General features: G+C 45.5%; 18 protein-coding genes and 1 riboswitch. Of the genes, 11 read left to right on the top strand and 7 right to left on the bottom strand.

Features of this window, described 5'->3' with window-relative positions; genetic code table 11:
• Positions 1 to 20: 20 nt before the first annotated feature.
• The 7 genes from C8268_RS16085 to C8268_RS16055 all read left to right on the top strand — a co-directional run bounded on the left by C8268_RS16085 (position 21) and on the right by C8268_RS16055 (position 11,836).
• Entirely contained in the window at positions 21 to 1,781 is a 1,761-nt protein-coding gene (locus tag C8268_RS16085; RefSeq protein ID WP_106768609.1) for a glycoside hydrolase family 35 protein, read from the top strand.
• 42 nt (positions 1,782 to 1,823) lie between these two features.
• Complete coding sequence (locus C8268_RS16080) at positions 1,824 to 4,385, top strand: polysaccharide lyase 8 family protein (protein ID WP_234032842.1); 2,562 nt, start codon at positions 1,824 to 1,826, stop codon at positions 4,383 to 4,385.
• Positions 4,386 to 4,414: 29 nt separating this feature from the next.
• On the top strand, positions 4,415 to 5,539 hold the full coding sequence (locus C8268_RS16075; protein WP_106768607.1) for a glycoside hydrolase family 88 protein: 1,125 nt from the start codon (positions 4,415 to 4,417) through the stop codon (positions 5,537 to 5,539).
• Positions 5,536 to 7,674: an alginate lyase family protein gene (locus C8268_RS16070; RefSeq protein WP_106768606.1), complete on the top strand. Its 2,139-nt coding sequence runs from the start codon at positions 5,536 to 5,538 to the stop codon at positions 7,672 to 7,674. Before C8268_RS16075 ends, C8268_RS16070 begins: the two co-directional genes overlap by 4 nt.
• A gap of 56 nt (positions 7,675 to 7,730) precedes the next feature.
• Entirely contained in the window at positions 7,731 to 8,588 is an 858-nt protein-coding gene (locus C8268_RS16065) for an EamA family transporter (RefSeq protein WP_106768605.1), read from the top strand.
• A gap of 107 nt (positions 8,589 to 8,695) precedes the next feature.
• Positions 8,696 to 10,198: a CehA/McbA family metallohydrolase gene (locus tag C8268_RS16060; protein ID WP_106768604.1), complete on the top strand. Its 1,503-nt coding sequence runs from the start codon at positions 8,696 to 8,698 to the stop codon at positions 10,196 to 10,198.
• 180 nt (positions 10,199 to 10,378) lie between these two features.
• On the top strand, positions 10,379 to 11,836 hold the full coding sequence (locus tag C8268_RS16055) for an aldehyde dehydrogenase family protein (protein WP_106768603.1): 1,458 nt from the start codon (positions 10,379 to 10,381) through the stop codon (positions 11,834 to 11,836).
• A gap of 51 nt (positions 11,837 to 11,887) precedes the next feature.
• Here C8268_RS16055 and C8268_RS16050 read toward each other — a convergent pair whose 3' ends face one another.
• On the bottom strand, positions 11,888 to 13,036 hold the full coding sequence (locus C8268_RS16050; RefSeq protein WP_106768602.1) for a GNAT family N-acetyltransferase: 1,149 nt from the start codon (positions 13,034 to 13,036) through the stop codon (positions 11,888 to 11,890).
• Between the two features lie 162 nt (positions 13,037 to 13,198).
• On the opposite strand from C8268_RS16050, the gene C8268_RS16045 reads away from it, so the two are divergent.
• From C8268_RS16045 to C8268_RS16035, 3 genes are all read left to right on the top strand, one after another.
• Positions 13,199 to 14,668, top strand: a complete 1,470-nt coding sequence (locus C8268_RS16045; RefSeq protein WP_199794861.1) for a potassium/proton antiporter — start codon at positions 13,199 to 13,201, stop codon at positions 14,666 to 14,668.
• A 190-nt stretch (positions 14,669 to 14,858) separates the two neighbouring features.
• Positions 14,859 to 15,323, top strand: coding sequence for a Dps family protein (locus C8268_RS16040; protein WP_106768600.1), 465 nt, complete (start codon positions 14,859 to 14,861; stop codon positions 15,321 to 15,323).
• Between the two features lie 152 nt (positions 15,324 to 15,475).
• The gene (locus tag C8268_RS16035) at positions 15,476 to 16,381 is read left to right on the top strand and encodes an EcsC family protein (RefSeq protein ID WP_106768599.1); all 906 of its coding nucleotides are present in this window, start codon (positions 15,476 to 15,478) and stop codon (positions 16,379 to 16,381) included.
• A gap of 45 nt (positions 16,382 to 16,426) precedes the next feature.
• On the opposite strand, the gene queF is transcribed toward C8268_RS16035, so the two are convergent.
• The 6 genes from queF to C8268_RS16005 form a co-directional block, all read right to left on the bottom strand.
• Positions 16,427 to 16,924 carry a preQ(1) synthase gene (gene queF, locus C8268_RS16030; RefSeq protein WP_106768598.1) on the bottom strand — a complete coding sequence of 166 codons (498 nt, stop codon included), beginning with the start codon at positions 16,922 to 16,924 and terminating at the stop codon, positions 16,427 to 16,429.
• A gap of 31 nt (positions 16,925 to 16,955) precedes the next feature.
• Positions 16,956 to 17,690: a 7-carboxy-7-deazaguanine synthase QueE gene (queE, locus tag C8268_RS16025; RefSeq protein ID WP_106769984.1), complete on the bottom strand. Its 735-nt coding sequence runs from the start codon at positions 17,688 to 17,690 to the stop codon at positions 16,956 to 16,958.
• 58 nt (positions 17,691 to 17,748) lie between these two features.
• A complete protein-coding gene (gene queD / locus C8268_RS16020; protein WP_106768597.1) occupies positions 17,749 to 18,240 on the bottom strand; it encodes a 6-carboxytetrahydropterin synthase QueD in 492 nt (163 codons plus the stop codon).
• On the bottom strand, positions 18,240 to 18,917 hold the full coding sequence (gene queC / locus C8268_RS16015) for a 7-cyano-7-deazaguanine synthase QueC (protein ID WP_106768596.1): 678 nt from the start codon (positions 18,915 to 18,917) through the stop codon (positions 18,240 to 18,242). Before queC ends, queD begins: the two co-directional genes overlap by 1 nt.
• A 212-nt stretch (positions 18,918 to 19,129) precedes the next feature.
• Positions 19,130 to 19,168: riboswitch (PreQ1 riboswitch) on the bottom strand.
• Positions 19,169 to 19,259: 91 nt separating this feature from the next.
• A complete protein-coding gene (locus tag C8268_RS16010) occupies positions 19,260 to 19,964 on the bottom strand; it encodes an AIM24 family protein (RefSeq protein WP_106768595.1) in 705 nt (234 codons plus the stop codon).
• Positions 19,965 to 20,004: 40 nt separating this feature from the next.
• A complete protein-coding gene (locus tag C8268_RS16005) occupies positions 20,005 to 20,427 on the bottom strand; it encodes a hypothetical protein (RefSeq protein WP_158702745.1) in 423 nt (140 codons plus the stop codon).
• Between the two features lie 270 nt (positions 20,428 to 20,697).
• Here C8268_RS16005 and C8268_RS16000 point away from each other — a divergent pair, with 270 nt between their 5' ends.
• Positions 20,698 to 21,384, top strand: coding sequence for a hypothetical protein (locus tag C8268_RS16000; RefSeq protein WP_234032840.1), 687 nt, complete (start codon positions 20,698 to 20,700; stop codon positions 21,382 to 21,384).
• Positions 21,385 to 21,549 lie beyond the last annotated feature (165 nt).

Raw genomic sequence — 21,549 nt, 5'->3', positions numbered from 1 at the left:
AGCAGGAGGAACTTAAAAAAATGGCATCTTTCATGATACAGGGTGATCAATTTATATACGATGGCAAACCGATTCGGATTTTGTCAGGGGCGATTCACTATTTCCGTGTCGTACCGGAATATTGGGAGGACCGTTTGCGGAAGCTGAAGGCTTGCGGCTTTAACACAGTTGAAACGTACATTCCATGGAATTTGCACGAGCCTCAGGAGGGGCAGTTTGATTTCACAGGTATGGCTGATGTTGTAAGATTCATTGAAATTGCAGCAGAGGTTGGTTTACACGTTATCGCACGTCCAAGCCCTTATATTTGTGCGGAGTGGGAATTTGGCGGGCTGCCTGCATGGCTGTTGGCGGATGAGGGGATCCGGCTGCGCTGCTATGATGAGAAGTTTCTGTCTAAGGTAGACGCTTATTTCGATGTGCTTCTGCCTATGTTCAAGCCACTGCTCTGCACGAACGGCGGTCCGATTATTGCCATGCAGATCGAGAACGAATATGGAAGCTACGGCAATGATCTTAAATATTTGGAATATTTGAAAAAGGGCATGATAGACCGCGGCATGGATGTCCTGCTGTTTACATCAGATGGTCCGGAGGATTTTATGCTGCAAGGCGGCATGATTCCGGGCGTGTTTGAAACCGTTAACTTTGGATCGCGAACAGAGGAAGCGTTTAACGCCCTGAAGGAAGTCCAGCCTGATAAGCCGCTTATGTGTATGGAATATTGGAACGGTTGGTTTGATCATTGGCTCAAGCCGCATCATACCCGAGACGCACAGGATGCGGCTAACGTGTTTGAAGATATGCTGAAGGCGGGCGGCTCAGTTAACTTCTATATGTTCCATGGGGGCACGAACTTTGGCTTCTATAACGGTGCTAACAATCATGGGAAGTATGAGCCGACCGTGACGAGTTATGACTATGACAGTCCGTTAACGGAATGGGGAGATATAACGGAGAAATATGTACTGGTGAAGGAAGTCATCCAGAAATATTTTGATGTGGAACCGATGCCGCTTCCAGAGCCTGTTCGCAAGAAAAATTATGGCCAGGTTCAGATGAAGCCGATTGCACCGCTTTTTGACCTGCTGAATGTATTGTCAACGCCTGTACAGAGAGCTTGTCCTGAACCGATGGAGAAGCTGGGTCAAGCTTATGGTTTTATTTTGTACACTACCCAAATATCCGGTCCTAGAAAGCAGTGCTCCCTTGAGCTTCAGGAGGTTCATGACCGTGCGCTGGTATTCCTTAATGGGGAATACAAGGGAGTGATTGAGCGTTGGGACCCGAAACCGATTGAGCTGCAGATTCCAGAAGGCGGAGCGGAGCTGCGCATTTTGGTCGAAAACATGGGCAGAACCAACTATGGCCCATACTTGAGAGATTATAAAGGTATAACCGAGGGTGCGAGGTTAGGCTTCCAATTCCTTTTTGATTGGACGATTCATACGCTGCCGCTCGACAATATCTCACTATTGAATCAAGCGCCTTCTGTTCAGGCTGAGGTACAGATGGAAGGCCCGGCATTTTATAAAGGCTCCTTCCATATTGCGAATGAGGAAGATATCGCCGATACATTCCTTAAGCTTGAAAGCTGGACTAAAGGAGTTGTGTTCGTAAACGGTTTTAATCTGGGGCGCTATTGGGAAGCTGGCCCGCAAAAGACGCTCTACGTTCCAGGGCCGCTGCTGCGCGCGGGAGACAATGAGATCGTTGTATTTGAATTGCATGGAACAAAAGAGCGGCAAGTTGCGCTTCAAGATCAACCGGAATTAGGGTAAAACATCACACTACTTATGCTTCAAACGAAAAGGAGCAATTGTATGGATATCAGAAAAAGAAGGATATCAATCGTAGTCGTATTCTGTATGACATTTCAGCTTGTTTTTGCAGGATTACCCTTATTGAATGATCAGGTGGATGCCAGTGCAGTGGCGGATCAGTCGATTAACCACGGACTGACCTTGCGCTCGTCAGACCCGAATGTAGCTTCACAAAGCCAGATTCGTGTAGAATCGGATGATCAAAGGCAGGTGTTTGATACGATTCGGCAAAAGTGGGCTTCAAAGCTGGTTGGCGGACAAGGCGTTAATATGAACGATCCGGATGTTGCCGCGAATGTGGAAGCACTGGTTCAGCGAATGACCAACCCGGAAAAGACAGGCAGATGGGACACATTAAGCCAAGCTGAAGATCCGGATGCTTTGTGGAATGACGTCATCAGCAAAACACAGAACGATTCTTGGCGTATATCCTGGGCTTACGGAATTATCCGCGATCTCGCGCTAGCTTATTCCATCGAAGGATCATCCTTGAAGGGAAATGCAGCGTTGAAGGACGATATCATTCGCGCCATGGATTGGATGTATAAATACCATTACAACGAAAACAAGAAGATTACAGGTAACTGGTGGGATTGGGAAATCGGCTCTCCACAGGAGATTATGAACATTCTTACACTTATGTATGATGTCATGCCGCCAGAGCTTCTGGACAAGTATATGATCACCATTGATAAGTTCGTTCCAGATCCGAAAAAGCGTGTAGCCAATCCTGCTGCTGTAGAAACAGGGGCTAACCTACTCGATAAGTCACTCGTTGTCACCTTGCGAGGCATCGTAGGCAAGGAAGAATCCAAGATTCAGCAGGGCAGGGATTCGATTTCCAATGAATTTTTGTATGTGAAACAGGGGGATGGGCTGTATGAAGACGGCTCCCTTGTGCAGCACAAAAATATCGCATATACAGGCGGTTATGGCGCCGTATTGCTAGGACGAATGGCCGATCTGTTTTACTTGTTCGAGGATTCGCCATGGGCGATCACAGATCCTAATGCTAACAATGTATATCAATGGGTGGAAGACTCCTTTGAGCCGCTGATTTATAAAGGGGCGATCATGGATTCCGTGAAAGGACGCAGTATTTCGCGAGCTGCAGATTCCGACCATATTACAGGGCGTTCGATTATTATGACGCTGCTTCGTCTGGCCCAATCGGCTCCGCCTGAACAAGCTACGAAAATCAAGAGCATGGTGAAGGAATGGGTGCTGGAGGACACGACATTTGAAAATTATTATGCAGGCTTGCCGCTGTATGAACTGAATCTGTTAAAACAGCTGATGCAGGATGATAGCATCGTGCCGCGTGGTGAACTGGTTCATACGCAAATGTTTGCAGGGATGGATCGTGCGGTTCAGCTGCGTGAGGATTTCGGCATCGGAATCAGTATGTTCTCGGACCGGATCTCGGCATTCGAATATGGTAATGGGGAGAACAAAAAAGGCTGGTATACCGGAATAGGGATGACCAGTCTGTATAACAGTGACTTGAAACAATTCAGCGATCAATACTGGCCTACGATTGACAGCTATCGACTGCCTGGAACGACTACAGACGGTTCATTCAAAACCCCTGAGGAGTGGGCCTATTATATGAATCCTAAAGATTGGGTTGGCGGTACGGTCATGGATGATTATTATGGAGCTGTAGGAATGGAATTTTCCCTTGCGCAAAGTACAGGAAGTTCCTTGCAGGGCAAGAAATCATGGTTTTTGTTCGATGATGAGATGGTTGCGGTTGGATCAGATATCAATAATGATTCTTCCGGTCTAACAGAGACCATTGTTGAAAATCGCCAGTTGACATCATCCGGCAGCAACAAGCTGATTGTGGACGGTCGTGAAATGCCGAGTCATTTAGGGTGGCAGGAAAAAATGACGGGTGCGAAGTGGGCTCATCTGGAAGGTAATGTAGCAGGCTCCGATATTGGTTACGTATTCCCGTCTGGGGCAGATGTATCCGGTAAGCGTGAAGCCCGCACCGGCTCATGGAGTGAAATTCATAGGAGTGGTCCAACAGACCCGATTACTCGCAACTATTTGAGTTTAGCAATAGAACATGGAACTTCACCGAAGGCCGGCAGCTATAAGTATGTGCTGCTTCCTGGCAAAACGTCAGAGCAGACAGCCGCTTACGCAGTTAATCCGGATATTGAGGTATTGGCGGCAAATGAACGTGTTCATGCCGTCAAGGAATTGAAACAGAACGTAACAGGCATTAACTTCTGGGAAGCGGGCGCATTTCAATATGTGAAGACAGACAAACCGATCTCTTACATGATGAAGGAAAACGGGGATCAGTTGAAGATTGCGGTGGCAGAGCCTACCCAGAAGCAAGGAACAGTCGTTGTTGAGATCGGCAAAGTCGGACTGGAAATCGTTGAGAAAGATCCGAGCGTGACGGTACTGCAGACATTTCCATATACCCGTTTGGCGATCGATACACAAGGTTCTGTAGGGAAGAGCCATACGATCACTTTGAAGATGGACCCGAGCCAAACCGTTGATTTGAGCCGGATTGCTGGGGAAACCCAGTTTGTAAAGTGATAACAGTGAATGGAAAGGATGAAAAGGACATGTGGAAACACGCAATTGAAGATGCAATGATGAAGATCAGAAACAACGTGGAGCGTTTCGGAGATCGCTTCCCGCATGTCAGTGAGAACGGCAAATATGAACTAAATAACAATGAGGATTGGACGAATGGGTTCTGGAGTGGAATGCTGTGGCTCTCTTATGAATATTCTGGCGATGAGTTTTACCGGGAGGCAGCACGCCGCACGGTAGAGAGCTTCAAGCGCCGAATGGAACAGCACATCGTTCTGGATCATCACGATATCGGATTCCTTTATACCTTATCCTCACAGGCACAATGGATTGTAGAACGTAATGAAGAAGCGAAACAATTGACACTGCAAGCAGCCGATGTGCTGATGCGCCGCTGGCGTGAGAAAGGTGAGTATATTCAGGCCTGGGGATTGCCAGATAATGCACAGCATGGAGGGCGCATGATCATCGATTGCCTCCTGAATCTTCCCTTGTTGTTCTGGGCTTATGAACAAACCGGAAATGAGCGTTATCGTGAAATCGCGATCAAGCAGGCGGACCAAAGCCGTCGATATCTTGTTCGCGGCGATGACAGCTCATATCATACATTTGTATTTAATACGGAGACAGGTGAACCGCTTGGCGGAGCGACACATCAAGGGTATACGAACGGCTCTACATGGGCTCGAGGTCAAGCATGGGGTGTGTATGGCTTTACCCTGGCTTACCGTTATACCCGAAACCCGCTTTATCTGGATACAGCCAAACGTATGGCGAACTATTTCCTTGAGCAGCTGCCGGAGGACCATGTAGCCTATTGGGATTTCAATGCTCCTGTTGATGTGAATACATATCGGGACAGCTCCGCCTCTGCCATTGTTGCAGCCGGATTGATTGAGCTAATAGGCCATTTGGATGACAGCGATCCAGATCGTGCTGAATACGAAGAGAAGTTAAAGCTGTCGATGACTTCGCTTGTTGACAATTACTCAACGATCGGTGAAGACGATGCCGAAGGGCTGTTAAAGCATGGATCTTATTATGTACGTGGCGGTGTGGCTCCAGATGATTATATGATTTGGGGCGACTACTATTATCTCGAAGCATTGATGCGAATGGACAAAGGGATAAAAGGATATTGGTACGAATTATGAACAATCCACTATGGAGCTTGCTGAATCTGGATGCCGAAGCACTGCAACCGATCAGCGATGCATTAATAAAGGGCGATGAGAGAGCAGCGTATTCTGCTCTCCATCGCCATTATACATCGCGCGACGCAGTGAAATTGTATTTTAATGAAGAAGAGACGGCTGAATTATCAGCCTATGTACAGAAATTTTGCCCGGAAGAAACGGAGCTAGTGCTGAGAACAGCCAATGAAGTGCTTGAGCAGACCTTTGTGTTTCAGTTCCCTTGGGATATGGAACGGACGAATGTTCCGGTTACTTTTGAAGGGGCAATCGATTGGCATCACATGCCTGATCATGATGTGGAATGGACGTATATGCTTAACCGACATCGGTATTGGATCGCTTTAGGACAAGCTTATGCGATGACTCAGAATGAACAGTACGCTCAAGTATGGTGCTCCCAGCTGGAGAATTGGATAGATGCGAATCCTGTCCCTGAAATACCTACCCGAAGCAATCCGGCTTGGCGTTCCATTGAAGCCGGTATTCGCTGTGAGAACTGGATTAAATCCTTTCAATATATGAAGCATAGTCCACATTTTACAGCGAAGCTGCTGGCAAAGATGCTTGTATCTTTGCATGAGCATGCTCAATATATCGTTAGTGATTTTAATGATTGGAAACGGATCAGCAACTGGGGAGTCATAGAAAACCATGGTTTGTATATGATGTCTGTATTCGCCCCAGAAATGAAACTGGCTGCTGAGTGGCAAAGGTTAAGCATCGAGCGTCTGGTGGAAACGACGCGATTGCAGGTCACGAAAGAAGGAACGCATTGGGAGCAATCGCCGATGTATCATAATGAAGTATTGCATTGCTATGTCAGCATGATGACGTTGTCGGCACAAAATGGGATAAAGGTTCATGAAGCCATTTCTGGTACGGTTCACAAGATGATGAAAGCAAATCTGTATTGGGCCAAGCCGAATCATCACCAGCCTATGCAGGGGGATAGCGATGACAACGACATTCGCGATTATTTGACAGCCGGAGCCATCTTGCTTCAGGACGGCGCTTTGAAATTTGGAGCATATGAACATCTTGATTTTGACAGTGTGTGGAACTTCGGTACTGAAGGAATGCAGAAATATAGGGCGGTGGACATTCAACAGCCGGAACACTTGTCGTTTCCTTTCAAGCAGTCGGGCAATTATGTCATGCGTTCGGATTGGAAAGAAGATGCCCGTTATCTGTATTTTCACTGCGGCTTTCTAGGAGGAGGTCATGGGCATGCTGATTTGCTGCACTTCGACCTACATGCCTATGGCAAAGATCTTTTGTCTGATCCGGGGCGTTATAACTACAGTGATACAGAACCTTTGCGGCGGGAATTAAAGCAATGCAGCGCCCACAATACGACGATGGTCGACGGCATCGAGTTCACGGAGTACATCGATACGTGGTCAAATGGCCGTGTAGCCAAGCCAACGGATGTCATATGGAGCTCTGGGCCAGAAGCAGATTATGTTGAAGCAGGGCATACCGGTTATCGTCACCTGGCGGATCGAGTGGACCCGCTAAGGCGAATCATTTTTGTTAAGCCGGATTATTGGGTGTTGGTAGACAGTTTTGATTGTAAGGAAGAGCATGAGTTTACACAGCATTTTCATTTTGCTTCGGATAACGTCGAGATCGATCCCGTCGATAGCTCTTGCAGAACTTTGGATGAATCAGGACCTAATTTGTGCATCATTCCGGCCGATCCGCAGCAGCTGGAAGCTTCATTGGAGTCAGGATGGATTTCCTACGAGTATAACCGCAAACAGCAGAAACAATCGTTAGTCTATAAGTGTCGGGCGAGAGGATTTACTTCCATAATACAGGTTCTTTATCCACAGCCTTCAGGCAAACAGGACAGGCCCGTGGTAGAGCGGCTGCCAGTAGCGGATTACAAGGGAAATTTGTTAAGTTCATCTGCTGCCGAGGCCGTCCGTATACGATTTTCTGAAACGGAAATGGAGCATATTGTGCTCATAAGCCATGAGAGGGAGGAAAGCCCTCAGACCGTATTTTTGGTAGATGGAGTAAGAGTGTTTGGTCAGATTTCCCTCATCAAGAGAGATGGGGGAGAAGAAACTATAACTGTGATGAAATGATAGAGAAATGACGAATAGAACAGTCGGCGACCTATTACAAAACTTGAGGGTAGAACATGACAACATTAGCATTATTATTGGTGATTGCGTCCGGCTTCACACATTCCATATGGAACCTATTTGCAAAACGAAGTATTAACAAAGATGTGTTTTTGTGGATGATCAACATCCCGTGCTTTTTTCTCTTGATGCCTGTCGTAGTAAAGTGGCTTATGAACAATACCATTCCATTGAAAGGTTATGTTCTGATTTTACTGTCAGTTGTACTGCAGAGCAGTTATTTTCGGCTGCTGTCTAAAGCATACCAATACGGTGATATCTCACAGGTATATCCGATCATGCGCGGTACCGGGGCATTGCTGGTTCCTGTTTTGAGCGTATTGCTTTTTAATGAAGAGCTGTCTGTTTATGGCTGGATCGGGCTTGGGTTCATTATTATCGGTCTCATTAAAATTGGCGGATTTAAGCTGAACAGAGCGATGCTGCAGGATAAGAAATATGCAACAGGGATGATGTTTGCCCTCGGCGTCGGCTTGTGTATTACAGGTTATACGCTTGCGGATAAACTCATCCTTGATTATATTTCTCCGCTTGCTTTGCTAGGATTATGCAATATCGGTTACATGGGCGTGCTAACTGGCCCGGCGCTCCGTTCAAAAGGCATTAAAACAGAATGGAAGGTTAACAAAATTCCGCTTATGGTTGGAGCTTTATTCTCTCCGGGGTCTTACCTGCTTTTCTTGTATGCAATGAGTTTGGGACCGTTATCTCATCTGTCTCCGATACGTGAGATCGGGACTGTCTTCGGGACACTGCTTGGTATTTTTATTCTGAAGGAACAGCAGGGGAAGATGCGGATTGTCATGTCGATTGCGATTACGACAGGCATTATTTTGATAGGAACTCTTGGATAGACGCCCCTATCGCGTTTTTAAAAAAGATAACGAGTTTTTATAAGCGAAAATTGAGTTTTAGATAATGAAAATCTGCATTTCTACTATGTTTGGAAGGTGAGCAGACGATGGGTAAAGGACACTTATCAGTGACGATGGACCAATTCACCAGCTTTTTTCCGATACAAGTCGAAGAAGGACAAAGCTGGATTGCATTTCAGTTGAAATTTGAGGCTCATCAATCTTGGGCGAGAGCTTACTTGTGGGATGTTGAGAAGTCACTCCGGTTCTGTTTCCTTGATGGCGGGAACGAGCGAAATATTGTTATACATGAGCAGGCAGAAACGACGAGTCCGATCGCCGTATCAGGAACGATTATGCCAGGAACATGGTTGCTGGAGATCAGTACAGATGTCGGGAAGCATGTGGAAGTGGTATGGGAAACGGGGGCTGGCAAGTTGCCAGCGCAGTATGATTCGCCACAGCTGCATGGTGATCGGGAATACTGGAATAGCGGGGAAAAGAACGCAGGTTTTACGATGGACAATTATGACTGGAATAAAATTTGGCAGGAAGGCAGCCGCTGGTATAAAGGTGATTTCCACACGCATACGGTTCTCTCAGACGGCAAAATGACGCAGCTTATGAACAGTGATCAAGCGGAGAAGCTCGGAATGGATTTCTTTACGGCGACCGATCACAATGTGATGTCAACGTCTTGGCCGAAAGGAAATGTGCTCGTTATTCCGGGAGTGGAAGTGACTTCGGGTGACGGGCATTGGAATGCACTGGGTTTGCGAAAATGGATCGATTGGCGCACTTCTGCACCCGATGGCGGACTCACGACTCAAGCGGGCATGGATCGTCTGATGAAGGAAACTGCTGAACAAGGTGCGGTATGCTCCATCAACCATCCGATGCTGGTTCCATGGGCATGGCAGTATGGAGAAACATTATTAAGTGCGGTTCACTCGATGGAAATATGGAATGACCCGACCTATTCACCGAACCCGGAAGCAACGGAAAAAGCATTAAAGCTATGGAGTGAATGCTGGAATAGAGGGCATAGGCTTACAGGTATCGGTGGATCGGATTCACATATGCTGCCGACCGAACGTTATCCGGACTGTGACATTCCATCCTTGATCGGTGATCCGGCAACCTACGTCTGGTGCGATGATTTATCAGCAGAAGCTGTGCTGGAAGGGGTTCGCCGAGGTGAGGTATACGTCTCACGCGGGCCGGTCCTTGAAGCCACTATTCGAGCAGGTGATCGGGAGTATCGGTTTGGCAGTGATGTATCACAAGCATTTGCAGATGAGCAGCAAGCGGAATCGGAACGAAACATAACTTGCTCCTTAAGCATTTATAGTGAGACGAATATTCTGGTTTCTCTCGTCCATAACGGTACTCCTGAATCGGTCAAGGCTGCTCCAGCTGCTGGTGGATCGGACCCGGCGGTGTTGGAATGGATCATTCCATGGGAAGCGGATGCGTATCATTGGTACCGATTCGACGTTCGGGATGAAGAAGGTCGGCTGCTTGCCTTCACGAATCCGATCTATTTCGGGGAGAAGCAGCCAGAGGAAATAACGTGGAATGATCTGCTAAGTGTCACTGGTATGAAGTAAACATTTTTCAAATGATTTGTTTCGCCAAGAAATGTACATGTAGATTCAGATTCGTTATATATTTTGCAGTTTTCATATCTTCAAAGTTTAATATATAAATTTCAGGGTAATAATCACCTAAAGCACAAGATTATATTTGATGTTGTGCGCTTGAAATATATATTGAAAGGAAAGGATGGAATGACTGCATATAGTGAATTGAATCTACAGTACATTTCTGGCAAATGGCGTGAAGGAAACAGTCAAACGATGTATGAGAATAGAAACCCGTATGATGACGCGTTAATTACTGCAATAAAGCTTGCCAGCAAGGAAGACATAGAAGAAGCATATTTTGCAGCAGAAAAAGCACAGCCTGCATGGGAAATGGTAAACGCTTTCAAGAAAACGGAGATTTTTGAGAATGCTGTATCCATCATGAAGGCGCGTCGTGAGGAAATATGTGACCTCCTTATTCAAGAGACGGGTTCTTCTTATGCCAAGGCTAGTGTCGAATTGGAGTTTTGTATTTCGATTACGAGAGAAGCGGCAAGTTTCCCGATGAGAATGGGGGCAGAGATCGTCCCTTCGCTCGTTCATGGCAAGGAAAATCGGATATACCGTCGTCCGGTTGGGGTCGTTGGTGTGATCAGTCCATTTAATTTTCCGATGTATTTGTCTATGCGCTCGGTTGCCACGGCGTTGGCAGCTGGAAATGGTGTCGTGCTGAAGCCTGATGAGCAGACCGCGATAAGCGGAGGTTTGCTGATAGCTAAAATTTTTGAAGAAGCAGGCCTTCCAAAAGGTTTATTGAATGTAGTTGTCACTTCGATTGATGAAGTTGGAGACAGCTTTGTTGAACATCCGATCCCAAGGGTGATTTCGTTTACGGGTTCGACTGCGGTAGGACTTCATATTGCTCAAATCTGCAGCCAAATGATGAAAAAGGCGATACTGGAATTGGGCGGTAACAATCCGATGCTCGTTCTGGAAGATGCCGATGTTGATAAAGCAGTTCAATCTGCAATATACGGAAAATATTTTCATAATGGTCAAATCTGCATGGCGATTAATCGAATGATTGTGCACGAGAATATATATGAAACGTTTGTGGACAAGTTTGTTGAAAAATCCCGGAAGATCAAAGTTGGCGATCCCAGAGATCATTCGAATATGATTGGACCGCTCATTAACAGCAAAGCTGTAGAACGAATTACTAGAGAGATCGAAAAAGCGAAAGCGGAAGGCGCCAAGGTTGTACTGGAAGGAAAGGTGGAAGGGAATATCCTCTCTCCATATATTCTGACCTCTACTACAAATGATGTCTCCACAGCGAAAAATGAAATGTTCGGTCCGGTGGCAACGGTGATTCCGTTTAAAACGGAGCAAGAGGGAATCGCGATGGCCAATGATACTCCATATGGTTTAAGCGCCGCCGTTTATACAGGTTCTATTGAAAAAGGGGTAGAGGTAGCAAAGCAGATTCAGTCCGGGATGGTTCATGTCAATGATCAGAGCGTTCATGATGAACCGTTAATCGCTTTTGGCGGTGAGAAAAAATCAGGATTGGGACGCTTTGGCGGCAAATGGTCCCTTGATGAGTTTACGACATTCCAGTGGATTTCTACGCAGAATGAAATGCGTGAATATCCATTTTAAAAGTTTAAAGCCCTTGGAAACGATGCCAAGGGCTTTTTAGTATGTGCTTTGCTAAATATAGTGCAGACCTTCTGTGTAGGGCAGTGGAATCGGACGAAGGGTAAATTGATGATCTTCTGTGTTGCCGCTTTCTTCTGCCGCTTTTCTATAAGGGGATTGCGGATCAAACAGCAGGGAAAGAAGTCCCTCATCATCCAATTGGATCGTCTCTTTCCCTTGTTTATACACATATGGTCCATGCTCCCCTTGTGCCTGAAGAATACCTGCTGCTTCCTCAGGAAGAATAGGGGTTATTTGATTTATAAGCTCACGGCCATTCACAAGATAAAGTGTTCCGGAATTGCGTATATCGTGGACTTCAGAGCCTGCTTCTTTCAGTATGCTTGACAGTCCCTGGTCTTGCCATGGCAATGAAACAACGAGCTCCTGTATAGCGTATTGGTTAAACGCTTCAGATAGAATGAAGGCCGCGGCTTCATTATCTCCTGCCCATTCAATGAGTGTTGGCGGGCTTGATGGGGTCATCACATTTCCAGGTATGCCGATGATGGCAACCGCTTTAACGCTGCCGTTCTCCTCAGCTACAAGCACTTTTTGTTCCAGCCGGATTACATTTGAAAAAGCGCTTGCATCAAGAAGCTTGTTCAAATCATTGACTGTACTGACATAACCGGACGAGCGTTTCTCTAACAATTCATGGATTTTAAAAATATCCTCTGAAATCATCTCACGAATCTGATATGAACTTTTCAATCTATTCTTTAGCTGGCTCATATTTTCTAATGTTAGGCGATGCTGCATAGCCCGTCCGAAATATCGGCAGCCGGCGCGTGTATAAAGAGAACGTGCTCCGGAAACGAAAATAAGGGATGCGCCGGAGCGCTTGGCATGGGCTTTGCAGTGATCCAGCAGTTCACCCGCCAAACCTTTTCCGCGGTGATTCGGATCAGTGCAGACAGAGCCAACGGAAAAGACCTTAAGCATGGCCGCGCCGGAGCGAATCGTAAACGGGACAAGTCCCATAAATGAAGCAAGCTTATTTTCTGCGTCAAAAGCTCCGTAGGAATGACTGATGCCAGGTTCAAAAATCATAGGGAAGGATATTCCCATCGACGGTTGATCGGGCTCTTTTAGAAAAATGCGGTCAGACAGTTTCACCGCTTCGGTTAACGTGCGCGGCTCCATTTTCTTTATGTCCATCGTATCTAGATGCCTCCTGTGCCTTTTGTTTACTTAGAGATAAGATATCTTCAGTATATAGTATGAATGTCACATAACTCCAACTAATATAAATCAAAATTTTTAATTCGACTTGATCTTCTTTTTTCGGGGTAATATATACCAAGTCTTCAAGTCGGAGGGATGAACTTGTTAAGCTATGTTGATACCGTAATCTTTATGTCTGCATTGCTCTTGTTAACGGGAGTACTGACGACGAAATTCTCAGTCCGGTTTGGAATGCCGGCACTGGTGTTATTTATAGCATTGGGAATGATTCTAAGCCGCTTTGTATATTACGATAATGCTGAAATCACGCAGCTTGTCGGGACTTTTTCTTTGATTGTCATCCTGTTTCAAGGGGGGATGCAGACGGACTTCAAGGAAATCAGGCCGATTTTGGGTCCGGCGCTGTCGCTGGCTACCGTAGGGGTGTTGCTGACATCAATTATTATTGGATTATGCGCCACCTACATACTTGATATATCACTGGAGCAGGGCTTGCTGATCGGGGCCATTGTTGGCTCTACCGATGCGGCAGCCGTTTTTTCTGTCCTCGGAGGGCTAAACCTGAAGCGACGGATCGCCTCTACACTCGAAGCGGAATCGGGAAGCAACGATCCTATGGCTGTTTTTTTGACGGTTTCTTTAATCGAATGGATTCAGACACCCGATACTAGTGTCGCAAGTATGATCCTTTCATTTTTCATGCAGATGGGACTTGGTCTTGTTGTAGGAATTCTGATCGGCTTCCTAGCGGTGCTTATTATTAATCGAATTAATTTTGATTCGTCTGGTCTCTACCCCGTGATGGCACTTGGTTTTGCTGTATTGACCTATGGCGCAGCAGTGCTTGTTCAAGGCAGCGGGCTATTGGCCGTTTACGTTATGGCTTTGGTGCTCGGCAATAAAGAGCTGACATACCGGAGGACGATCCTCGCATTTAATCAAGGTTTTGCCTGGATGATGCAGATTGCGATGTTTGTACTGCTGGGCCTGCTTGTATTTCCGAATGAGCTGGTAAGCGTTGCCTGGCAGGGGTTGCTGCTGTCTTTGCTGCTTATGCTGGTTGCTCGCCCGATCAGTGTACTGGTCAGCTTGATGTTTACGAGGTTTGTATTTCGTGAAAAAGTGCTCATTGCTTGGGCCGGATTACGTGGAGCAGTCCCGATTGTCCTCGCAACTTACCCGCTAATCGCGGGGGTTGAGGGGGGCCAGTTATTTTTTAATGTTGTATTTTTCGTTGTTTTGACCTCGGCAATCATTCAAGGAACAACCATTTCGCCGCTCGCCATACGACTCGGGCTTGTTGAAAAGGATAGACCGCAAGGCCCTACCTTGCTGGAGCTGATTGCCCTTGGAAAAGCCAACTCGGAAATTAATCATATTCAGGTCCAAGAAAATATGCCGCTGGTCGGGCAGGAAATCCAGAATTTAAATCTTCCGGAGGATATACTTTTTACCGCCATCATCCGTGGGGATAAAATCATTACCCCGAGAGGGAGTACAATGATCGAAAAGGGGGATACAATATATGTGATAAGTCCGAAAACAAAAAGGGAGCAAATGAAGAGGCTTCTTGGCTTGAAGGAGGTTGCTTCGGAAATTCCCTAGTATGATGTTTTTAACAGCGTTTTCCAATAAGTAAACATAACATGTGGGTATAAATAGAGCCCAAAATCTTCATCCTAACTTCATCTGAAACGTATCAAATTTTTTTGATAATGCAGCTTCAATATGCTATACTTAAACAAGGATTTAGAATAAGTCTAAATACAATACATTGGAAAAGAGGTATATTGAAATGAGTAACTTCACTAATGTTCAATCTACTGACAAACTGAATGCTGTATTAAATACACAGCTTGCCAACTGGAGTGTGCTTGGGGTAAAGCTGCATAACTATCATTGGTTTGTGAAGGGGCCTCAATTTTTTGCCCTGCATGAGAAGTTTGAAGAGCTCTACAACACTGCAGCTGATTATGTGGATGAGATCGCAGAGCGAATGCTGGCTATCGGCGGAAAACCTGCGGCATCGATGGCTGAATATTTGAAACTGGCTTCTATTGAAGAGGCAACTGGCGATCACAGTGCAGAGCAAATGGTGGCTGCTTTGGTAGCAGATTTTCAAATGATTGTAAAAGAATTGAAAGCTGGCATTGAAATCGCGAATGATCAAGGTGATGATCCAAGCGCAGATTTGCTGATCGGTATGTTGACCGATGTGGAGAAGCAAAGCTGGATGCTCAGCGCGTTTTTGGGCAAATAATTTACTTAGACAAAAGTATTTCAGACTATGTTATTAAAAGATGATTCCTGTACATCAGGGGTCATCTTTTTTTAAAATTTTTAATAAATAATGGGTCATTTTTGGAGTTGATGCGTATAACTTCATAGAATAAGGGGGGAGAGAATAACACGATGGAATCAAAGCAGTATCTTGAATCCGAGCTGGAAACGATAAGAAAATGGGAAAAAGAGCAGAAGGATGTGTTCTTCTGGGAAAAGATCGGAAGAATTCCATTTATGCTCCTGGACCGGCTAACGCCGAAAATAGTCCGGGATAAAGTGGGAGAAGGGCTGAATGAGCTTGGAAAATTCATTCAAACCGGTGGCAAATATCTCGTAAGAAAAAAATCAGTCCTTATTATATTGACAGAGACAGCGACACGAGGACGTGCTGGGATGCTTGATTCTATTGAAGCAGAGCACAGCGCAGCAAATCGTAAAACTGAGGAAGACTTAAAGGGAAGAGTTGATCAGTCAGCGGAAGAAGTACTGACACTGGAGGAAGCATCGAAGCTCCCGATTTCAATTATGCATATGGCTTCTGACGGTATTATTGCCAAACGGGTCAAGTTTGCAGCAGCCCAAGGAGCGGCAACAGGTATAGGCGGTGTATTTACGATGGCGGCTGATATCCCGCTTGTTTTGGGACAGTCGCTGAAGGTGTTGCAGGAAATGGCGCTATGCTACGGATATGATCCGGACGATCCCAAAGAACGGGTGTTTATCGTCAAATGTCTTCAGTTCTCATCGGCTGATATCGTTGGGAAAAAAGCAGTGCTGGAAGAACTGGCGGCATTTGATGACGCGAATCAATCGAATCAAGTGTTTTCTCAAATTCAAGGCTGGCGTGAAGTCGTTCAATCGTATACGGACAGCTTCGGTATGAAAAAATTGTTTCAGCTCATTCCAATAGCCGGTATTATATTCGGCTCGATCAGCAATAAAGGCACGATTGGAGATGCCGCCGAGGCCGGAAAGATGCTGTATAAAAAGCGCCGAATTAGCCAGAGGCTAGGTAACAACGAATTTCTTCATTAAATCAAAACCGGAGCTGCTCATTAGGCATGCTCCGGTTTTTGCAATTTAGCGGTTATCTATTTTTTCAGGGTACAAATCATGGTTCATGAGACGCTGTGCAGCCATCTCCTCATATTTAGTACCTGGGCGGCCATAGTTACAGTAAGGGTCAATGGAGATGCCGCCTCTTGGAGTAAACTTGCCCCACACTTCTATATAGCGAGGGTCCATCAGCTTAATCAGGTCATTCATCATAATATTGACGCAATCCTCATGAAAATCGCCGTGGTTTCTGAAGCTGAACAGATACAGTTTCAGTGACTTGCTTTCCACCATTTTAATATCCGGAATATAGCTGATATAGATCGTTGCATAGTCCGGCTGACCTGTAATCGGACATAAACTCGTAAATTCAGGGCAGTTGAACTTTACGAAATAGTCTCGATACGGATGTTTATTGTCAAAGCTTTCGAGTATGCCAGGGTCATATTCAAACTGATACTTGGTACCTTGATTGCCAAGCAGTGTAATATCTTTCATTTCATCATGCTGTCTTCCAGCCATCTGATTCAACTCCTTTATTTCTGTAGCTAATTTAAACCCCCCGTTTGTTGCTCCACACCAAGGTATGGAGCTGGGGCAGAACACGAACATCGTTCAGACGATCGGAACTCATAACCGCATCAATCAGACGTTCATAGCGCTGAAGCAATTCCGAGATGTGAGAAGAAGCATCCGATGCTGTGTTTACATCCGGATTCCCGGTTTGCACATAGAACGGGACATTCGGGTAACGTTCGTGCACCGTTTCGGCATAAGCCAGATCGTGATCATCAAAGATGACGACCTTAAGACTGAAGGAACGTCCCGGTTCCCGGGCAGACAGTCGGGAGATCATGTCGTCCAGCTTGGTCCAGTCGGTTGTCATTCCCGAGCTTGGCGGCTTCGGCGAAATGGTCACTTCATCAATGTCCAGCAGCCAATCTTGCCAGCGGGAGCCTTGCGTTTCCACAGCAACGGTTATTCCGTGGCAGTGCAGAACATCCACCAAAGCGCCTAATTGGGATAAAAGGGCCGGATTGCCTCCGGAAAGCGTAACATGGTCAAACCGGTCGCCCCCCAAGCGCAGCAATTCCTGCCATATCTCATCGGGATTCATACGAGAAATCAAATCGTTTTCGCTTCCATTCCATGTAAATGCAGAGTCGCACCAAGAGCAGCGGTAGTCGCAGCCAGCGGTCCGGACAAACATCGTCTTGCGGCCGATGACCATTCCTTCCCCCTGAACCGTCGGTCCAAAAATTTCAATGACAGGGATTGGCCGTTCCATGACACCGACAGTTGACGAAATTGCGGATAAATGCTTGGCCTGAGCATAGGCTTCACGATTATTCATGATCCATCCACTCCCGTCTAACCTCAGCATAACTGGTTGGTGTTTCATACAGCCGTACGAATTCGGTCCGTGCTTCCTGCTCTCTAAGGGACTCATACTCCATTAATGCCTGCTGCATTTGTTCAAACAGCCAAACGACCATATTTTCAGCAGTTGTATTCATTGGGGGCAAGGTTTCATTCAAATATCGGTGATCCAGAAAGGGTTCGATTGCAGATTTCCAGATTTCCTTAATTTGTCCAAAATCTACAGTGATGCCGATTTCATCCGGTTTTCCGCTGATCCCAAATACAACTTTATACGTATGTCCATGCAAATTTTTGCACTTTCCCTCGTAAGCATGCAGATGATGGGCTGCGTCGAAAGTGAATTCCTTGGAGACGAGCACCCGTTTACGGTGATAACGCAGATGTTTGTAATCGATGTCTTCACCCAGTTTTTGGAGTTTATCCACAATCCGAAAAGCTCCAGGCTGACCGGTCATTACTGAATCTCTCCTTTAACATGTGACTTCCGGCGGCTCAAATATTTGTCCAATCCGGCTTTTCTAAGTTTGCAGGCAGGGCATTCACCACAACCGTCACCTATAATTCCGTTGTAGCAGGTAAGCGTGTTCTGACGTACATAATCCAGGGCATTCATTTCGTCAGCTAGCTCCCATGTGTCTGCTTTATCTAGCCACATGAGCGGTGTATGGATCACAAATGGATAGTCCATCGCTAAGTTAAGCGTTACATTCAGTGACTTAATGAAATTGTCCCGGCAGTCGGGATATCCGCTGAAGTCGGTTTCGCAAACACCGGTAACCAGATGTCTGGCACCAACCTGTTTGGCGAGCACCGCTGCGAAGCTGAGAAATAGGTGATTGCGTCCGTCAACGAATGTATTTGGAACGCCTTTATCCCCTTCAGAAATAACCATGTCATCGCGCGTTAATGCATTCGGTGCAAGCTGATTCAAAAGACTCATATCCAGAACAGTCTGTTTCACACCTTGCTCCGCAGCGATTCGTGCCGCACATTCTATTTCATTTTTGTGTCGCTGTCCATAATCAAAGGTCACCGTTTCGACCTCGGCAAATTGTTTTTTTGCCCACAACAGGCAGGTGGTGCTATCCTGTCCGCCGCTGAATACAACGACCGCCTTTTCATTTTTAAGCATAAAAAAACCTCTCATTCTTCAAATGATAGCAGGCAGCGGGGCTGGCCTGAGAAGAAAGAGAAGATCTTGAACTGAATCCATAAAAAACAAGCCTTATTATATAGAAGAAAACGACTTCGTTGTCTTTTGGCAAAGAGGCAACGGCGTTTTGTGAGAAATATAAGCCTAAGCCAAATACGAAACCTATATTTTCATATAAAAAAATAAGACAGTTTAGTTTTTTATAGAGGGAGTTCGCGAACCTCTCCCATGCGCCGTATAGCTGCATGGATTGTCTTCTGTTGTCAGCGCAGTTACCAATCAGCGTTGTAACCACATAAGTCTCATTATAACATGATGTTTCTATTTGATAAATACACCGCCGAATGGGATCACTTCTCTCAGGAAACGCTTGATTATGCCCTCGTCGTTCATATCCCGCTCCAACTGTCGATTTTTACGTCCTGCTTGGAACAGGACAAAACCTTCGCCTGTCAGCTTCCAATGATAGTTCATATGCTGGCTTGCCAAGTGATTGCCATACACCGTTAATTCCAGCTTGGCGCTCTCCGGATAAGCGATAATGCTGCCGGCATCCACATATATAGGCTCGGTCGGATGCAGCTTGGCTTCGCAGACCGGACCTTGGGTAAGGATACCGATGCTTCCGTTTCCGCTGAATTTCATTTTGACGGCATCACGTGTAATGAGCATGTTTTTGATTTTTAAAATCCGTGTTTGCATGTGAACATCTTTAGTATAGAAAAACACATGGCGGAAGTCATACAGCATGTCCTGATTGTCGGTTAATTGAATCTCCCTCATGCTAAAACCGGTTGGAAGAGCTGCGGTAAACTGACTTGGTCCGCTGATGTCTGCCCGGACCAGCTTCTGCTTGCGGTATATTCCTTTTACATCCATCAATCGGTCGCTACGTCCATGGGATGGGCCACGGTATGCAACGATCTGGTCCGGATGCAAAATATGGGCTACATCCCCTTCCTGAAGCGAAAACGTAACCGCTTGGCCTGCACCGTAGCCGTAAGCATCTTCTATCCGGATGATCATATGCGCATATCCTCCTTCTTTGACTGCATTAACCCACTGATCAGTTGGTACGCCGCATCCCGAACCGGAGAGCCCGGGTCAGTATAAAATAACCAGCTAGCAAGGCTACAGCGGTAATTGCTATGGTTTTTAGACGACTGGCATTTTGTGCTCTTGCTGCCTCAGCTTCTTGAAGCTGCTCAACCATTTCAGTAAGTTGGCGGTTTTGTTCTGCTAAATCAGCATTTTGTTTTTGATATAACTCGGTGTCCATCTTGGCTCGATCCAAATCCTGAAGTGCTTTAGAATAACTTTCTTTTAATTCGTTTATTTGATCAGGGAGTTCCTTGAATTCCTGAATATTGTTATATATATCGCTGAAGTATCCCGCATGCGCAGAGCGTTCATCAGCGATCCATACAGTACAAAATACCCAAACCAGTGGCAGAAGAACAACTATTTTTTTTACTTTAAGCTTGTCCACTTGAGAATCACCCCGCATTCATGCAATAGAGTCTTCTGGAAATATTATACGAAATATAGGTCCTCAAGTTTCTATAATACCATTTAACTTCTATTATTTTGTCGTTAAAAGTAAAAAAGCTGACTCATGTTTATCGAAAAAGATAAAAGACGACAAATTTTGACAAATTATCGATTATTTTCGTATTTATTAACTAGGAACATATGTTCCCTGACAGAGTGATGTCCATCCAAATTGGTACAGTAATATAAGAATGGAAAAGAGGTGGATGTGTTGCAGTCGGGCTTGTACACAAATTTTACATGGTGCAGAAATCATGTAATTGCAAGCAGCGCCAATCGTGTTTATTTGCTGGTGGAGTGGCGAGGAACCGTGACACGGCCGAGAAAACAGAAGTCTATTTTCTATCGTGTTGCAAACCAGGTTCAGCTGCATCTTCAGTTGGAGGCTGGCGTTCAGATTATTGGGTTATATGGATGTAAAGCAGAAAGGTTAAATGGTCGGAATTTGACACTGAATCTGGGATCATTATCGGAAGATGTGACCAAACAAATTGTATTGAAGTTTGAAATAGGCCGTCGATCATCAGGAATTCATCCTATTGTTTCAGCTATGTGGACGTATATTGATGACGTTCATCGATCCGTCGTCGTGCCCTCACGTACCATTTCATTGCAGTTTAGCAATCATACGGGTATTCTTCGAAGGGACATGGATCATCGTGTATATAAATATCAAAAATTGCTTGAAAACCCCTCAATTCTTGAAAGCGCTCTTAGAGCTTTTGAGATGGGGTATTACGAGGAAGGAGAAGATATCATTCGTCGCCGGGCAGATGAAATGTTATTATATGCCCTTCGTTTGGGTGATTTTGAGTATTTGAGAGAAGCGGAAATTATGTATGATTTGAGTTGTGCATTTCTGGAGTCCTATGCTTCCGCAAGTACAGTCAGTTGATGTTCATGCATCTGGTTGGTGAATATGAGGGACTTTAGACTTATAAACAGTGATTTTATAGCTATTAAAAAATAGTTCTATATAAACAGTCGACAAAGAAGGAATATATGAAAAAGGGTCGAATGTACTAGTTATGAAGTCTTAATATATAAGTCTAATTTACTA

Origin of the sequence: Paenibacillus faecalis (genome assembly GCF_900289175.1) — a bacterium.
GTDB lineage: Bacteria > Bacillota > Bacilli > Paenibacillales > Paenibacillaceae > Paenibacillus_AQ > Paenibacillus_AQ faecalis.
The sequence above is the reverse complement of the archived record's forward strand: the minus strand, read 5'-3'. Positions and strand labels throughout refer to the sequence as shown.